This is a genomic window from Granulicella mallensis, assembly GCF_014203225.1.
GTDB lineage: Bacteria > Acidobacteriota > Terriglobia > Terriglobales > Acidobacteriaceae > Granulicella > Granulicella mallensis_A.
The window spans coordinates 39,342-55,519 of sequence record NZ_JACHIO010000029.1; the positions used below are offsets into that span (position 1 = coordinate 39,342).

The 16,178-nt window shown below is 58.4% G+C and carries 13 protein-coding genes and 1 tRNA gene; 8 read left to right on the plus strand and 6 right to left on the minus strand.

Annotated elements, in window-relative coordinates; all coding sequences use genetic code 11:
* Positions 1-43: 43 nt before the first annotated feature.
* From hpf to HDF15_RS23660, 6 genes are all read left to right on the plus strand, one after another.
* Complete coding sequence (hpf, locus tag HDF15_RS23635; RefSeq protein ID WP_014265121.1) at positions 44-373, plus strand: ribosome hibernation-promoting factor, HPF/YfiA family; 330 nt, start codon at positions 44-46, stop codon at positions 371-373.
* 193 nt (positions 374-566) lie between these two features.
* Positions 567-1,502, plus strand: coding sequence for an RNase adapter RapZ (gene rapZ, locus HDF15_RS23640; protein WP_184260292.1), 936 nt, complete (start codon positions 567-569; stop codon positions 1,500-1,502).
* Positions 1,503-1,568: 66 nt separating this feature from the next.
* Positions 1,569-3,440, plus strand: coding sequence for an ABC transporter ATP-binding protein (locus HDF15_RS23645; RefSeq protein ID WP_184260295.1), 1,872 nt, complete (start codon positions 1,569-1,571; stop codon positions 3,438-3,440).
* Between the two features lie 361 nt (positions 3,441-3,801).
* Positions 3,802-4,503, plus strand: coding sequence for a guanylate kinase (gmk, locus tag HDF15_RS23650; RefSeq protein ID WP_260331305.1), 702 nt, complete (start codon positions 3,802-3,804; stop codon positions 4,501-4,503).
* 59 nt (positions 4,504-4,562) lie between these two features.
* Entirely contained in the window at positions 4,563-4,769 is a 207-nt protein-coding gene (gene rpoZ / locus HDF15_RS23655) for a DNA-directed RNA polymerase subunit omega (RefSeq protein WP_014265125.1), read from the plus strand.
* Between the two features lie 6 nt (positions 4,770-4,775).
* Complete coding sequence (locus HDF15_RS23660; protein ID WP_184260298.1) at positions 4,776-5,774, plus strand: uracil-DNA glycosylase family protein; 999 nt, start codon at positions 4,776-4,778, stop codon at positions 5,772-5,774.
* A gap of 288 nt (positions 5,775-6,062) precedes the next feature.
* Here the strand turns inward: HDF15_RS23660 and HDF15_RS23665 are convergent, their stop codons facing one another.
* A complete protein-coding gene (locus tag HDF15_RS23665; protein WP_184260301.1) occupies positions 6,063-7,013 on the minus strand; it encodes a DUF2076 domain-containing protein in 951 nt (316 codons plus the stop codon).
* A gap of 186 nt (positions 7,014-7,199) precedes the next feature.
* Here HDF15_RS23665 and HDF15_RS23670 point away from each other — a divergent pair.
* A tRNA-Ala gene (locus HDF15_RS23670) sits at positions 7,200-7,275 on the plus strand.
* A 345-nt stretch (positions 7,276-7,620) separates the two neighbouring features.
* On the plus strand, positions 7,621-8,652 hold the full coding sequence (locus tag HDF15_RS23675) for a glycosyl hydrolase family 18 protein (RefSeq protein ID WP_184260304.1): 1,032 nt from the start codon (positions 7,621-7,623) through the stop codon (positions 8,650-8,652).
* A gap of 115 nt (positions 8,653-8,767) precedes the next feature.
* Here the strand turns inward: HDF15_RS23675 and HDF15_RS23680 are convergent, their stop codons facing one another.
* The 5 genes from HDF15_RS23680 to HDF15_RS23700 all read right to left on the minus strand — a co-directional run bounded on the left by HDF15_RS23680 (position 8,768) and on the right by HDF15_RS23700 (position 16,167).
* Entirely contained in the window at positions 8,768-9,736 is a 969-nt protein-coding gene (locus tag HDF15_RS23680) for a DUF5996 family protein (RefSeq protein WP_184260307.1), read from the minus strand.
* Between the two features lie 60 nt (positions 9,737-9,796).
* Positions 9,797-9,979 carry a hypothetical protein gene (locus HDF15_RS23685; RefSeq protein WP_184260309.1) on the minus strand — a complete coding sequence of 61 codons (183 nt, stop codon included), beginning with the start codon at positions 9,977-9,979 and terminating at the stop codon, positions 9,797-9,799.
* On the minus strand, positions 9,958-11,349 hold the full coding sequence (locus tag HDF15_RS23690) for an acetyl ornithine aminotransferase family protein (protein ID WP_184260312.1): 1,392 nt from the start codon (positions 11,347-11,349) through the stop codon (positions 9,958-9,960). The genes HDF15_RS23685 and HDF15_RS23690 overlap by 22 nt, the downstream gene beginning before the upstream one ends.
* Positions 11,350-11,695: 346 nt before the next feature.
* A complete protein-coding gene (locus tag HDF15_RS23695; protein ID WP_184260315.1) occupies positions 11,696-13,228 on the minus strand; it encodes an aldehyde dehydrogenase family protein in 1,533 nt (510 codons plus the stop codon).
* The gene (locus HDF15_RS23700; protein ID WP_184260318.1) at positions 13,225-16,167 is read right to left on the minus strand and encodes an FAD-binding and (Fe-S)-binding domain-containing protein; all 2,943 of its coding nucleotides are present in this window, start codon (positions 16,165-16,167) and stop codon (positions 13,225-13,227) included. The genes HDF15_RS23695 and HDF15_RS23700 overlap by 4 nt, the downstream gene beginning before the upstream one ends.
* Positions 16,168-16,178: the final 11 nt, after the last annotated feature.

The window sequence follows — 16,178 nt, forward strand, 5'->3', positions numbered from 1 at the left end:
GAGACGGTAGCTTCTCAAGCTGCCGGGACGAAGGGAGTTGTCCATGATCGTTGAGTACACCGGTCGCCAGACCGTAGTCACAGCAAAACTCAAAACGCAGGCGGAAGCGGGCTTGGCACGAGTGGCCAAGGTTGCCAATCGCTGTACAAGCACCCATATCATCCTCACGGAAGACAAATACCGTAAGATCGCTGAAATTACGGTGCAATGCCGCGGCGACCAACTGGTCGCAACCTGTGAGGCCGTCGAAATGGAGGTTGCATTGCATGACGCGCTGCAGAAGGTCGAACAGCAGGCCATCAAGCACAAGAAACGATTCGATACCGTTCGCGATCATCCCCGGCCCATTCCGCTTCCGCTGGAAGCGGTTTAGAACTTTCGAAGTAAGCCACGCGCCTCCTGTCCAGGAGGCGCGTGGTGTTTGCGGGTAATTAAATAGAACAGGCAACAACTTTGACGCACAGGGCGCAAAGGTAGAACGCAGAGGACGCTATGGCCTCTGTGGTGAAATTTGGAATGTTACGTTGCCGCGAACTTTTTTAGGGTGTCGGTGCTAGGATGCACGCATGGCATCCAAGCGCGCCGCCAAAGCTTCGTCCAAACCGGCAAAAGAATCCAAATCGGCTAAAAAGCAAGAGACTCTTACTCGTGAACTTGTCATCCTGACGGGAATGTCCGGCTCCGGCAAGGCGTCGGCGTTGAAGGCGTTTGAAGACCTTGGCTACTACTCGGTCGATAATCTCCCGCTGGAACTGATTCCGCGCTTTGCAGACCTGGTATTGAAGTCCGCCGAGATCACACGCGCGGCCATGGTCGTGGATGTGCGCGAGGGCATTCGGCTTGACCGCTTCCCAGCGATTCTCAAGCAGGTGCGCAAGGTGCTGCCGGCTCGCGTCGTGTTTCTCGAAGCCAGCGAAGAGGCTATCGTGCGGCGATTCTCCGAGACTCGCAGGCCGCATCCGCTGGGGCGCGGAGAGACCGTGCTGGCCTCCATCAGCGCGGAACGCAAACGGCTTGATCCGGTGCGTAACGTCGCCGATATTCTGCTGGACACCACCCGCTTCAACGTCCATGACCTGCGCGCGCACATCAATGCACAATTTGAGCGCGGCGGAGGGACGAGCGACCGCAACCTGACGATCTCGGTGACCAGCTTTGGCTTCAAGAACGGCGTGCCGACGGATGCGGATCTCGTCTTCGATGTGCGCTTTCTGCCCAATCCGCACTTCGTTCCCGAGTTTCGCAAGCTGACAGGCAAGCATCCCAAGGTCGCCAAGTACATCCGGCAGTTTCCGCAGACCAAGGAGTTCCTCGACAAGGCTACGGACATGCTTACCTTCCTGTTGCCGCACTACATCAAGGAGGGGAAGAGCTATCTCACGGTCGGAATTGGCTGTACCGGCGGGCAGCATCGTTCCGTGATGATCACCGAAGAGCTGAAGAAACGGCTGGGGGACGCAGGTTACCGGGTGAAGACGTCGCATCGCGACATGCCGCGTTAGACATGCGACGAAGGTACACTTTCTTTTGATGATGATCTTTGGCATTGCGGTCTGTAGGAGTTGCGCATGAGGCGCATCTGGCGGCTCCTTCGTTATCTACAGAAATATGCGCTGTACTCGGTGACGTCGGTTCTGCTGATGGCTGTGGTTGGTGCGCTTGCTGCGTTCCGCATTTTGCTCATCAAGCCCATCTTCGATAACGTCCTGCGCCCGGATGCGCCACCGTCGTTGGTGTTGCTCTTCCATATTCCTCACACCAGCATCACCGTTAACCTGCAGCACTTCGTCCCCAGCCACTTTCGTAACGCCTGGACGGTAGTGGCAGTAGCGTTGGTGGGCTCGGCCATCATCAAATCGATCTGCGATTATCTGGGTACGGTGCTGGCGAACAAGGCCGGCTTCGGCATGATTACCGATATTCGCAACGACCTGTACGACTCGGTGCTGCGGCGCTCCACGGCCTTCTTTCAACGGCATTCCACAGGTGCTCTCATCTCCACGCTCATCAGTGACGTTGAACGTGTGCAGGCTGCCATGGCTACGGTGATGAGCGACTTTCTGCAACAGATCTTCACTCTGGTGTTCATGATCGGCGCAGTGATCCTTACAGGCGGACGTATGGCCTGGGTGCTTCTGCTGTTTGTGCCTGTTATCGTATCCTCGGCGCGACGGATCGGCCGCAGTGTTCGCAAAACGACGCGCCGAGGCCAGGACAAGCTGGCCGAGATCCAGAACATCGTCCATGAGACCATCACAGGCAATGGCATTGTGAAGGCGTTTGGCATGGAGTTGTGGGAGATGAACCGCTTCCGCAAAGCAGCGGACAGGCTGCTCTCAGCCAACATGCGGTCAGTTGCGATACAGTCTATCTCCTCGCCGCTGATGGATGCACTGGGGGCGGTCGCAATCGCGTTGTTGCTGCTCTTTGGACGGGATCGCATCATGCATCACGGCATGAGCGCCGGATCCTTCGTTGCCTTCCTGATCGCGACCTTCACGCTCTACGATCCGGTGCGAAAGATGCCGGTCTACTACAACAACTTCCAGCAGGCGGTCGGCGCCAGCCAGGAGATCTTCAAGTTTATCGACGAGCAAGATGAAGTTCTAGAGCGCAAGAAAGCTATTACGCTCAAGAGCTTTGGCGGGCTGATCGAATTTCGTGACGTGCGTTTCGGCTACGAGCGCGCCGGGGTGGCGAAGGAGGTGCTGCATGGCATCTCGCTAACCGTTCGCCGTGGTGAGGTGGTTGCTCTTGTGGGCCCGAGCGGGGCGGGGAAGTCGACGCTGGTAAATCTGCTGCCACGTTTTTTCGATGTGACAGGCGGTACGATTTTGCTTGATGAGCACGATGTTCGCGATCTTACGATTGCCTCGTTACGCGCGCAGATCGGCAAGGTCACGCAGGAGACGGTGCTCTTCAACGACACGGTGCGAAACAACATCGCCTATGGACGCCCCGATGTTTCCATGGAGAAGATCGAGGCTGCGGCAAAGGCTGCACTGGCTCACGACTTCATCCTGCGTATGTCGGATGGCTACGACACGATGATTGGCGAACGCGGTGCGCGGCTCTCTGGTGGGGAGCGGCAGAGGATCGCCATTGCGCGAGCCATCCTCAAGGATGCGCCGATCCTCATTCTCGACGAGGCGACCTCGGCGCTCGATACGGAGAGCGAAGTCGCGGTGCAGGCTGCGCTCGCGAACCTGATGCAGGGCCGGACGGTGCTGGTGATCGCACATCGGCTCTCGACCGTACGTCGGGCTGATCGCATTGCGGTGATCGAGCGAGGAAGTGTGACCGAACTGGGATCGCACGATGAGTTGCTGGAGCTTGGCGGCATGTACAGCCGGCTCTATAAATTGCAGTTTGGACAGGATGATCTTCTGGAGGCCGACCTGGGCGAGGTTGCTGCGGCTGAGGGCGAGGGTGTGGTCTGAAGGCCGCAGCTCATTTGCTATGGCGTGTTTGTAGTTCCAAATGAAACCGTTGCTGTTGAGGTGGCGCGAAGCGCGTTCCCTGATGCTTTAGCGTCAGGGAGCCGTAGCCTTTAGGCTACGGAAATAGAGGCTTAGCTAAGATGTGGCCTTTAGGCCCGGGCCTTCTTTCGGCTGCGGGCAAAAGGCCCGGGGCTAAAGCCCAATTCTCTCCTGCCCTTGATTCCGTAGCCTAAAGGCTACGGCTCCTCCGAACCGCAACGCTAAAGCGTCACGGAACGCGCTTCGCGCTGTATAACTTTGTTCGGCGATGCGCTAACGTCGGAACGCTCGAACCGGTACACTGTCAAGAGAACTTAGACCCATGGCTGGCAGGCTTGTTATCAATATGGCTGGAATTCTTTTTATCATTTCGGCGCCCAGCGGCTCGGGCAAGTCCACCCTCGTATCCGAGGTTCGGCGGCTTGTCGAAGGTCTTGAGTTCTCCATCTCCTACACCACACGCCAGCCGCGCGGGTCCGAAGAAAATGGCAAGGAATACTGGTTCACGAATCATGCCGAGTTTGAACGCATGATCGACGAGGGCGAGTTTCTCGAGTGGGCCAAGGTCTTCGGCAGCAACTACTACGGCACGGCGGTCTCTGCCTTGGAGCACGCCCGTACCCATGGACACGATCTGCTGCTCGATATCGATGTGCAGGGCGCGCTCCAGGTGATGAAGAAGGTGCCGGAGGCGGTCTCGATTTTTATTCTTCCTCCCAGCCCCCAGGTCCTGGAGATGCGTCTGCGCAATCGCAGCCAGGCGGAAGGTGTTACCGATGAAGCTGTCATTGAAGAGCGCCTTTCGCAGGCCCGCAATGAGCTTCGACATCTGTCGGACTACAAGTACGCGCTGATTAACGATCAACTGGACCAGGCGGCATCCGAGATGCGAGCCATCGTGCTCCACCAGCGTGGCGAAGAGGGCGAGGTGGCGGAGACGGCGGCACGATGTCTGACCTCTGCGCACTCGGCGAGGCTGGACGCTGCACTGACGAGCTTTCAGGTTTCGACGACGATTGTGTAAGGGCTTGCGCAACCGCGTGCGGAGCGTAAGATAACTGCATCCCCCCGGAGGTCCTTGTTATGGCTGCAAATGATGATCTGTTTCAGAACAAGTACAGCCTTGTGAAGGGCGCGGCTCGTCGCGCTCGTCAACTGCAATCCGGTGCGCCGCCGCTCGGCGTTTCAACCTCGATGAAGGCCTGCCGCGTGGCGCAGGACGAGGTCCGAGCAGGCAAGGTCACCTACAGCGTCATGGCGAAGAAACCCACTCCTCCGACGGTACTATAGAGAGGAATGAGTCTTACTCCGCAGCAGCATCTCCGCGCCTATGTCGACTACCTGCGCGACCTCGGCATCTACGATCTTTATCGCCGCGAAAACCCTGCGACGCTCCTGCCCGAATCGGTGCGTGAAGCCTTTGCCGCCGAGGCAAAGCGTGTAGCCGCACCTGCACAAGCGCCGGTCAGGCCTGCGACGCCTGTACAGCGCAGCGTTCCTGCGGCGGCACCACCGCGCGCTCCGGTGGCACCTCCCGTGCCACCTCCTGTACCAAGACCGCCGGTTCCAGCCAGGGCCACCGAACAGCCTCCCGTGGCGTCTTATTTTGACTCAGAGCCTTCGCCGCTCAATCTTCCGCCGGAGCTCGCAGTTCCCATGCCGAAACCCGTTTCATTCGATCAACTGGCGCCGCTGCCTACGCAGATTCTTCCTGCCGCCGAGCGGCCTGCGGCACTCGAAGCCATACGTGCCGATATCGGCGACTGCACACGCTGTCCACTGGCCTATGCTGGCCGCCATACCATCGTCTTTGCGGATGGCGACCCGAATGCGAAGCTGATGTTTGTCGGGGAAGGTCCTGGAGCCGATGAGGATGCCAGCGGCCTGCCGTTCGTGGGCAAGGCCGGGCAGTTGCTCAACAACATGATCAAGGCGATGGGACTGCAGCGCGAAGAGGTCTATATCGCGAACATCGTGAAGTGCCGCCCGCCGGGGAACCGGACGCCCGAACCGATCGAAGCCAATACCTGCTCGCAGTTTCTGCTGCGACAGATCGACATCGTGCAGCCGCAGGTGATTGTGGCGCTGGGCGGAACGGCTGCGACCTATCTGCTGGGGGTGAAGCAATCGCTCAGCTCGCTGCGTGGGCGCTGGCACAGTACTCGCGGCTCAAAGCTGGTGGTTACGTATCATCCGGCCTTTTTGCTGCGCGATCCGAGCCAGAAGGGCGAGGCCTGGAAAGATCTACAGATGGTGATGGCGGAGATGGGCCTGAAGCCTGCGGCAAAGGCGTAGTTAGACCGTATTACTTTAAGGATCGATTGCCCCTCAGAGCGGGTGCTCCATCCTCGACGCGGCTTTATCGCGGCAGGGTGGGGTATGGACGCTAAACGGGCCACAAATATTGGAATCGCGCTCTGCGTCGGGGGTATCGTGCGAAGCACGACCGTTTCTGCATGGGAGTGGAGATTTTGCCTCGACGGAACAGAGCGGTCGTTTGCTACCGCAAACGATACCCCACCCTGCCGCGATAAAATCGCTTCGAGGATGGGGCACCCGGTTGTAGCCGGTTCTTAGTTCGCGTTAGTACCCGCTATCGTCGCTCGAACTGCTGTCGTCGGTCGAATCGTAGTCGTCGTTGCTGGAATCATCGTCTCCGCTGTCGTCAAAATCATCCTTATCGTCTTTGGAATCGTCATCCTTGTCCGTGTCGGCAAATTTAGAGACGCCGGAGTCCCGGTCCTTGCTGTCATCGCGGCTGGCATCGTGGTCCGGGTTGTAGAAGCTGCTGTCATCATGGCTGGAGGAAGCTTCGTGATGGTGCTCTCCCCCTTCGCCTTCTCCGTAGTAGTTGTTGACGACCTCCGTGGGACGCCCCTCGCTGAAGCCATGCCCCTCGTGGCCTTCGCCGAAGCCGTGGAAGAGCGACTCTATGCCCTGGAACGCGACCTCTCCCGCAGCGACGCCGGCGGCTGTCTGCATGGCACTGCGAAGGAAGCCGCCACCACCGCCCATCGGAGGTGCTCCCATCGGCGCGCCATAACCCATGGGTTGGCCATAGGCAGGCGGTTGCGGGTAGCCCTGTTGCGGGTAGCCTTGCGGTGGGTAGCCCTGTGGAGGATACGGCGGATAGGCTGGCTCTGCATAAGGGGGATAGCCTGGGTTGTTCACCGGCTGATAGGAGCCGGATGACGCTGGATAGCCGGGTGCCTGGCTGGGCTGCTGCTGTGGCTGCTCGTGCGAGCCGCCGCCGAACAGATTGCCAAGAAAGCTTCCGCCGGACTTCGCAGGAGGAGGTGGCGGCGGCTGACGTAGTTCATCGAGCTCGGCCTGCATGTCCTGTAGCTGCTGCTGGGCCTGCTCCAGTCCATACTTCTGGACGAGCACCGTCTGCGCGAGCACGTAAAGCGCATCGGGATATCCTGCTAGCCCCTGCTGGAGCCGCTTCTCTGCATCGGTGTCTTTCTCGGCGAGTTGCGTGCTGCGAATTCTCTGGACCAACTCGTCGATCATCTGCTGTTCTTGCACTGTCACGGGGCGACTCCTTGGTGCTTCTAGGATTACGATGCGTTCTAGAGCCAATACGCACATTTCGTGCTGGCGGTTCATTGGTTCGACGTGCCGGGCAGAAAAGCGTTTGGAGCGTGCCGGTCTCTCCTGCTAAACTACACAACGAAGCAGTTTGGAGGCCACCACCTGGTGTGCGCCGTTCTGTGATGTGGGGCTGTAGCTCAGTTGGGAGAGCGCCTCGTTCGCAACGAGGAGGTCAGCGGTTCGATCCCGCTCAGCTCCACCATTAAAATCAAGTAGTAAGCCCGAAAATCTGGGCACAAGAAGAAGCCCAAAGATGATTTGGGCACAATAAGCCCTCACTGCGCTGCTTTACCTCCCTCCAGCACAAGCAGTGCGATTTTCTCACCAGCATCTCTCTTCTCGTTGCCCACAGCCTGCGCGTAGGTGCTCAGTGTCATCTCGGGTGTGGAGTGACGCATCAGTTCCATGCTTACGCGAAGGCGAGTGCCTTGCGGACGGCCATCCATCCACCCATAGAAAAGTGAGAGATTAGAGATAGCCCAGACCCACTGTTGTCATCTGGGCCGTTCGTTTGCGTGTTTTTGTTAGGTAAGGATTGAGGATTTCGATGAAGAAGATTTTGCTGTTGATGCTGTTGGCGACTACGCATGGGTTCGCGCAGAAGACGCTGTTTTACATGACTGACCATCCGGATTCGGTGCGCGACTTTATAGAGCACCAGACGAAGATCGATATTATCGTGCCAACCTGGTATAGCGTCGACGAGAATGGCCTGGTCTCCGGCGAGCCGGACCCTTCGGTGATGCGTGTGGTGAAGCAGCGGCACATCGAGTTGTTTCCAATCGTGGCGATGTTCAACAAGTCAGGGTCGCATGTGCTGTTGACCAGCGAGAAGGCACAGGACGCAATGATTCGTACGCTGGTCGCAGCGTGCAAGGAGAATGGATACGACGGGTTCCAGCTTGACCTCGAAAATATCGCCTGGACAGACCGGGATGCGCTCTCTGCTACGGTAAAGCGGATTGCAGATGGGATGCACAAAGAGCATCTGCAATTACAGATCGCAGTCGTACCGAATGCACCCGGCTATCCTGGGCACAGCGACTTCAGCAAGTGGATCTTTTCTGACTGGCGTGGTGTGTTCGACCTTAAGGCGATCAGTGACTCGGTGGATCTTCTCTGCCTTATGACGTATGACCAGCACACCCGATGGACGACGCCAGGACCTGTGGGCGGGTGGATTTGGACAAATGAGAATCTCGAGTATGCCCTGAAGATGGTACCGCGGGAGAAACTCTCCCTTGGGATTGCGCTGTATGGATACCACTGGTACGCGGGTAATCCGGAGGCAGGCGGCAAGGAGCCGAAGCCGAACGTCACCGCCGATTATATTGGCGGGAAGGATGTGAAGACTTTACAGGAAACCTATGGCGCACAGGTGCAGTGGGATGCCCAGGACCACTCAACCTACTTCTACTTCTATCGCGACCAGATGCGTGAATGGATCTTCTACACAGAAGAGCGTGGGTTCCGCGACCGGTATGATCTGGCGAAGGCGCAGCATTTACAGGGAATCTGTGCCTGGGTGCTGGGACAGGAAGATCCTTCGATCTGGAATGTGCTGCCAGAGCGAAAATAGCAGTGCGTTCACTGGATGAGTCCTGTGGCCCAGGTGGCATGCTCCGCGCAGGCACCTGGGCCTCCGGCCTTCCATCCTCAGGGGCAACAATAAGTCCTGAGGAGAAGGCTTCTTCCTACACAGTTGGACTGTCTGGAGCCGCAGGGGAGGAGTAGGCCGCCTCCAGCCCTTGGCGATCCCATTGCGCGGTCGTTGCGGCGGCTTCGTACGTGCTCTGCAGGAACTGGAGCAGGACTTCGTCCGGGGACTCAGACTGCCGCATGTCTTCGTAGGGCAGGATGAATTCCCCAAGGTTCGGGTCGAAGCGAGCCGCCGCCGGTTGGACGGAACTCTCTGCATATCCCGGTGGTTGCGGGTAGGCATAGCTGTAGAACAGCGGCTCCATGCCGGGCGCTCCGGGCCAGAAGCCGCAACTGCTGACTTCATGGGAGTACGCATCGCGGGTTACACGATCCGGCAGGCCGGGCATGCTGGAATGCTCCGGTGCGGTCCGCCCGGAAAAGCGCGTGCAGGCAAGATCCAGCGCACCCCAAAATAGATGGATCGGGCTCGCCTTGCCAATGAAGCGGGCGCGAAAGATGTTGAATACCCTGGTGGTCTGCAGCAAAATTCGCCAGAACCGCTCAACGTACTCCGGATCGTATGCCTGGTGCGTGATGTCCTGGTCAAACGGAATAGGCTGTGCCATCTCGACCGGCATGGGCCAGATGGGCACCGGCGTCCCCAGAGCTTCGAGGCTGGCCATTACCTCTCGATAGAAGGTAGCCACGGTCATCGGCTTGAGAGCGATGACCCTGCGATCACCTTCGCTTGTCTGGAGGACAAGGATGTGGTCGATGAAGTCGAAGTCGATCTGCAGGGTGCGCGTTCCTTGCCACATGGGGGATGTGGTGAGGCCCCGAACGGTAGGGAACAGCGTTACGTTCCAGGTGTGGTTGAGAGGCGGTGTCAGGGCAAGCCGAATCTTGCCGACAATTTGAGTCCAGAGCTGCAGCGTTACGCAGGTTTCTCCCCATGCACTCTGAGGAAGCTCGGGCCAGACTTCGCTTTGTAGTCGTGTCGCATGGCGTTCAGGCGAGAGCATGAGGGTTTCTCCGAAATAAAAAGGCCGCGCAATTCCGTGACGCATCCCGATACTCGAATCTTACGCCGGGCCTGTTACACCGGGGCACGTGACGCATCCGGTTGGTTCGGTGCCATTCGCCTGGTGGAAGTCGTAGGTTGTTGTTCCACTGGTAGCGGCGAGCGGATACCCTTCGTCACCTTCTGTGAAGGTGACGAAGTTTGCTTTGTCTCGCGTACCGTTTAGCACTGTTCCGCGATGCACTGCTCCAGAACATCCATTGCGATAGCCGCCTCTTCGCGGGAGATTGTCAGGGGAGGAGACAGTCGAATACTGGTTTCACCGCAACCCAAAAATAGCAGCCCATGCTCGAACGCGCGATCGACGATCGCATCGCGTACCGCACTGTGCGGTTGTTTCGACTTCTTGTCTTTGACGATCTCGATGCCGATCATAAGGCCGCGGCCACGTATGTCGCCAACGATTTCGTATTTTGACAGCCATGTTTCCGCGCGGGCCTTTATCTCTGCACCCACAGCAGCCGCATTCGATATCGCCTCTTCCTCAAGAACATCCATCGTCGCTAAAGCCGCGGCGATGGCGACTGGGTTGCCGCCGAAGGTGGAGGCGTGGCTTCCCGGTTTCCAGTCCATGATTTCGGCCCTGGTCATGCACACACTCAAAGGCATTCCACTGGCAATGCCCTTGGCCATGCATACCATGTCCGGCTCAACCCCTGTGTGCTGGACGGCCCACCACTTGCCAGTGCGACCGGCACCGGACTGGACTTCGTCCACGACCAACAGAATTCCATGGCGATCGCAGATGTTGCGCAGTTCCTGCAGGAAGACGGTAGGCGCTACGACGTACCCCCCTTCCCCCTGAATCGGTTCGACGAAGATGGCGGCCACCTCTTCGGGCGGGAGCATTGTCTTGAAGAGTCTGTCTTCGATGTAGCGCGCACAGGCGAGTGCGTATTCTTCTTCAGACTGTCCTGTGCTCGCGCCGCGATACGCATAGGGATAGGGAACATGCGTTACGCCTGGCACGAGAGGCGCGAATCTTCGCTTCTGCTGTGGCTTGGAAGCTGTTAATGAGAGTGCACCCATGGTCCTGCCGTGAAATGAACCGAGGAAGCTGATGATGTTTTGCCGGCCGGTGTGATAGCGGGCAAGCTTCAGCGCGCACTCTACGGCCTCCGCGCCAGAGTTTCCGTAGTAGAACTTGTGAGGCCCTTTCATCGGAGCTACAGCGCTCAGTCGCTGCGCCAGAGCGGGCATTCCTTCGTAGTAAAAATCAGTGCCGCTCATATGGATCAATTCGGCGGCCTGTTCCTGGATGGCTTTTACCACCTTCGGATGACAATGCCCGGTAGAAGTTACGGCAATGCCGGCTGAGAAGTCCAGGAACTCGTTGCCGTCGACGTCTTCCATGCGGGTCCCACGGCCACGCTTCGCGACCAGGGGATAGCCACGCGTATAGCTTGGGCTCATGAAGCGCTCATCTGCTTCGATAACGGCTTTGGCTTTGGGGCCGGGTAGCACGGTCTTCAGCTTTGGCCCAAAGCGCGCCATTTCTTCGTCACTCACTGTCTGAAACTGATTTGTCAAACGATCTTCCAATAGGGTGCTCATTCTGTCCTCACGATGCTGCTTACGTTGCGTTTGGGCACGCTCCAACCGTTGTCTCCCTGGAATAAAGAGGCAACACTGCCTCTCGCTGGGAGACAGCAAGCTGAGACTCGAAGTACAAATTGGATTTGGGAGGGGGTACGAGCTAGTCGCCGAAGAGATTGGGGCGACTCATCGTGGGGAGAAGGCAGAAGAGAATGCTCTCATTGAAGCGTGTCTCGATGTGGCGGCAGCTTATCATCCGAGATGTCTTCCTTTGTGCTCTCTTTATGCATTTCGTGCTAGTGCTGGCAGGGCCTGCAAAAGTGAACGAATTATACCTCCCGTCCGGGTGAGGTAGCCACACTTTTCAATCGATATCGAAGCTGACACCCTGCGCCAGAGGAAGTTCGGTTCCGTAGTTGATGGTGTTGGTGGCGCGACGCATGTACTGCTTCCACGCGTCAGAGCCGGATTCGCGGCCACCACCTGTTTCCTTCTCTCCACCAAATGCGCCGCCGATCTCCGCGCCTGAAGTGCCGATGTTTACATTTGCGATGCCGCAATCGGAACCGGTTGCAGAGAGGAAGCGCTCCGCCTCGCGCACGTTCAGGGTAAAGATCGATGAAGACAATCCTTGCGGAACGCTGTTGTGCAACGCGATGGCGTCCTCCAGTTCCCGGTACTTGAGCACGTAGAGGATGGGAGCGAAGGTCTCGTGCCGCACGATGTCTGTCTGCGTGGCGATCTCAACCAATGCCGGCCGTACAAAGAAAGCCTGGGGAGTTTCGGAGAAGGAGATGCGCTCACCGCCGGTGATCTCTGCTCCATCGTGTCGCGCCTGCTCCAGCGCCTTCTGCATGGCGTTGAAAGCCCGCTCATCGATCAGCGGGCCGACGAGAGTGCCAGCGTCGCGAGGATCGCCCACGACGACCGAGGCATAGATCTTTTTAAGTTGCGGTACGAGCGTATCGTAGACCGATTCATGCACAAGGAGGCGGCGCAGGGACGTGCAGCGTTGCCCAGCCGTTCCCATGGCGGAGAACGCGATGGCTCGAACGGTCAGGTGCAGGTCAGCCGTCGGCGTGACGATGGCAGCATTGTTGCCACCGAGTTCAAGGATCGCGCGCGCAAATCGCGCCGCTAAACGTGGAGCAACGGCTCGTCCCATGGCGGTTGATCCGGTGGCCGAGACAAGAGGGACGAGCGGGGAAGTGACGAGCTGCTCGCCGAGGCTGACATCACCAAGAAGAAGTGTGGCGAGTCCCTCGGGAACACCGCCGAATTTTGCCGCGGCGCGTTGAAAAATTGCGTGCGTTGCGAGTGCGGTGAGCGGGGTTTTCTCCGAAGGCTTCCAGATCACGGCGTTGCCGCAGACCAGCGCCAGCGCGGCGTTCCAGGACCATACGGCGACAGGGAAGTTGAAGGCGGAGATAACACCGATGGCTCCGAGGGGATGCCATGTCTCCATCATGCGATGTGAGGGACGCTCTGAGGGCAGCGTGTGGCCGCCAACTTGTCGTGAGAGGCCTGCCGCGAAACCACAAATGTCGATCATCTCCTGCACTTCGCCTAAGCCTTCGGAGAGAATCTTTCCTGCTTCGATCGTCACCAGTCGCCCCAACTGGGGGAGGGCGGCGCGCAACTCATCCCCGAGGAGGCGAATCAGTTCGCCGCGCTTCGGCGCGGGCACGGTTCTCCATTCGAGATAGGCCTTATGTGCTTGAGCGATCGCTTCTGCTGTGGCCGAAGCCGTCGTTCTCGGCACCTGTGCAATCTCCTCGCCCGTGATGGGCGTGCGCACGATCAAATCGCCGTCTGAATAGGCCTGGAGCGGTACACCGAGTTGGGTCAGCAGTGCGCGGACTTCGTCTTTGATGGGCGTGGTTGCACTTGTGGTCATGGGAGATTGCCACTTTCTACGTGATCGTTTCCAGAGGTGTTGGAAGTCTGTGCGAGAACTTCGGCAAGGTGCAGGGGCCTGGCACCCGTATTCTGCATCACCTGTTCGCAGCAGCTAAAGCCATCGCTCACGATTCTAGTTTCTTGAGATGCGTTTCGAACAGCGGGCAGCAGGACACGCTCTGCCAGCTTTTGCGAGATGTCGAACTTGTCTTTCTCAAAGCCGAAGGGACCAGCCATACCGCAACAGCCGGAGTCCAGGAGTGTTACCTGCGAGCCGGTGGCGCGGAGAAGGGTCATTTCATCGTTCATTCCCATGGTGGCACGGTGATGGCAGTGCCCATGCACAACAATCTTGCCAGTCAAAGAAGGCGGACGATACTCCGGAGCATATTTGACCAGGAATTCGCTCAGTAGAAACGTTTGCTCGCGGAGTTTGAGAGCGCGACCGTCATGCGGCAGCAAATTGGTGAGCTCGTCGCGGAAGACCGTCGCGCAACTTGGTTCGAGAACGACGATGGGAGTACCCTTTGCCAGTTGCGGTGACAGCGCATCGAGAACCTTGAGCAGATATTTCTTCGCCGTATCCAGCATCCCGAAGTCGTAAAGAGGCCGGCCGCAACAGAGATGTTGCGATGGAAGAAGGACTTTGAAGCCGGCTTCCGTCAGTACTTGGTGTGCCGCTCGCATGGTGGGTGGATGGAAGTAATTATTAAAGGTATCGGCCCAGAGAAATACCTCGGTGCCAGCGCCGCTCTTTGACTGCTGCTCACGGGTGAATGGTTTGGCGAAGCGCGGAAAGCTTCGCTTGTGGTGGATGTGGAGCAGGGACTGCATGGTTCTACCGATGACCGGAGCGTTGTTGATCGCGTTCACTATGCCGGGAGCGAAGCTGGCGAGGCGCGCCCAGACATCGATCCTTCCGAAGGCATAGTGCGAAAGAGGCCGCAGGCGTCCTTCATAATGATGCGAAAGGAACTCGGACTTATACGTTGCCATATCGACGCTGACCGGGCACTCGCTCTTGCAGGCCTTGCAGGACAGGCAAAGATCCAGCGACTCTTTGACCTGCTTGTTCTTCCATCCCCCTTCGAGAACTTCGCCCTGCATCAGTTCCCACAGAAGATGTGCGCGGCCTCGCGTTGAGTGCATTTCCTCGCCCGTGGCCATAAAGCTGGGACACATCGATCCAGCGTCTGTCTTTCGGCAAGCGCCGACACCGACGCAGCGAAGATTGGCTGAGGCGAAGGAGCCGTTATCTTCAAGCAGGGCGAAGTGCGTTTTGGGCTTCAGGGGTTTGTAGTCCGCGCCCAGACGGAGATCCTCATGAGGCTCGTGTGCGTCAATGAGCTTGCCCGGATTCATCTTGTTGGTGGGGTCCCAGACGCGTTTGAAGGCCCGGAACGCTTCCATCAATTCAGGACCGAACATCTTGGGCAGAAGAGCACCGCGTGCCTGTCCGTCACCATGCTCACCAGAGAGCGACCCTCCATGGGCGAGCGTGATTTCCGTTGCGCGATCCAGAAAACGGCGGAAAGACAGAATGCCGGCTTCGCTTTCGAGATCGAAGTCGTGGCGCATGTGCACACAACCTTCGCCGAAATGACCGTACATCGGGCTGGTATAGCGGAACTCCTGCATCAGCGCATAAATGGAGCGCAGGTAGGAGCCAAGCTGCTTCGGGTCTACAGCAGAGTCGTCCCAACCCTCCCATCCTGTTCCTTTGCCCGGAACGAATACGGTGGCAGCGAGACCAGACTCGCGAATGTGCCAGATGCGCGAAGCCTCGACCGAGGTATAGATGCGAACAGAAGGAGGCTGCGGGAGTACCGCGACAGCGGCGGCGAGTTCCTGAGCTTTCCGATTCGCTTCGGCCTGGGTTGCGCCTCCGAATTCAACGATCAGAAAACCGTCACCGGAAGGAAGAAGCCCCAGGTCGTCCGCCGATTTCTGCTTACGGCGCATGGCATCGAGTAAGAGTCCATCCATGCCCTCGAGTCCAATGGGATGGTGTTCCAGAAGTGTGGGTACATTGTCGGCGGCAATGAAGATATCTTCGAAACCGATGCCCATCAGGGTGCGGAACTGCGGGCTATGTACCAGCTGCAGCGTCGCACCGAGGATGATGGCGCATGTTCCTTCGCTGCCCACAAGCGCGCGAGCGACATTGAAGCTGCCCTCCGGTAGCAGCTCGTCGAGGTTATAGCCAGAGACGCGGCGAGCGATCTTAGGGAAGCGAGCGCGAACCTGACCGGCGTAACTGGTAGCGAGTTGTTTTAGCGTTGTGTAAATCTCGCCCGTGCGCCCGCCCGCAGCGATCTGCTGCTCGAGCTCTGCTGCACTGGTCGGGCCCACAGTCATACGTGTGCCGTCATAAAGCAAGAGATCGAGCGACAGAATGTTATCGACCGTTTTGCCGCCCATCAGTGCGTGTACGCCGCAGGAGTTGTTGCCGATCATGCCGCCGATCGTGCATCGGCTGTGGGTAGCGGGGTCAGGCGCGAAGGTCAGGTGGAACTCTTCGGCTGCCTCGCGAACGCGGTCCAGGATGGCGCCCGGCTGAACATGGACGGTGCGTGCCACCGGGTCCACGGCAGACATGCGGTTCATGTACTTTGAGAAATCAAGCACGACGGCGAAGTTGCAGCCCTGACCTGCAAGACTTGTCCCAGCCCCGCGGGACAGTATCGGCGCATCGAAAGCTCGACATACAGCGACAGCCGCGACGACGTCTTCTTCATCAAGCGGAAGGACCAGGCCGATGGGAACCTGGCGATAGTTCGACGCATCCGTCGCGTACAAAGCCTTCGCCGCGGGGTCAAAACGTACTTCGCCGCGTACTTTTTTCCTGAGCTCCTTTTCAAGCTCGTCCGCGCCCGGAAACTGATCGCGGGCGCGGGCATGAGAGCTTGGCAAGAGAACGAGGGACGAGTTGGACATTACAAAACGTT

Excerpts from the sequence above, each read along its gene's own strand:
- hpf (WP_014265121.1), top strand. The coding sequence starts at position 44 with ATGATCGTTGAGTACACCGGTCGCCAGACCGTAGTCACAGCAAAACTC.
- rapZ (WP_184260292.1), top strand. The coding sequence starts at position 567 with ATGGCATCCAAGCGCGCCGCCAAAGCTTCGTCCAAACCGGCAAAAGAA.
- HDF15_RS23645 (WP_184260295.1), top strand. The coding sequence starts at position 1,569 with ATGAGGCGCATCTGGCGGCTCCTTCGTTATCTACAGAAATATGCGCTG.
- gmk (WP_260331305.1), top strand. The coding sequence starts at position 3,802 with ATGGCTGGCAGGCTTGTTATCAATATGGCTGGAATTCTTTTTATCATT.
- rpoZ (WP_014265125.1), top strand. The coding sequence starts at position 4,563 with ATGGCTGCAAATGATGATCTGTTTCAGAACAAGTACAGCCTTGTGAAG.
- HDF15_RS23660 (WP_184260298.1), top strand. The coding sequence starts at position 4,776 with ATGAGTCTTACTCCGCAGCAGCATCTCCGCGCCTATGTCGACTACCTG.
- HDF15_RS23675 (WP_184260304.1), top strand. The coding sequence starts at position 7,621 with ATGAAGAAGATTTTGCTGTTGATGCTGTTGGCGACTACGCATGGGTTC.
- HDF15_RS23680 (WP_184260307.1), bottom strand. The coding sequence starts at position 9,736 with ATGCTCTCGCCTGAACGCCATGCGACACGACTACAAAGCGAAGTCTGG.
- HDF15_RS23690 (WP_184260312.1), bottom strand. The coding sequence starts at position 11,349 with ATGAGCACCCTATTGGAAGATCGTTTGACAAATCAGTTTCAGACAGTG.
- HDF15_RS23695 (WP_184260315.1), bottom strand. The coding sequence starts at position 13,228 with ATGACCACAAGTGCAACCACGCCCATCAAAGACGAAGTCCGCGCACTG.
- HDF15_RS23700 (WP_184260318.1), bottom strand. The coding sequence starts at position 16,167 with ATGTCCAACTCGTCCCTCGTTCTCTTGCCAAGCTCTCATGCCCGCGCC.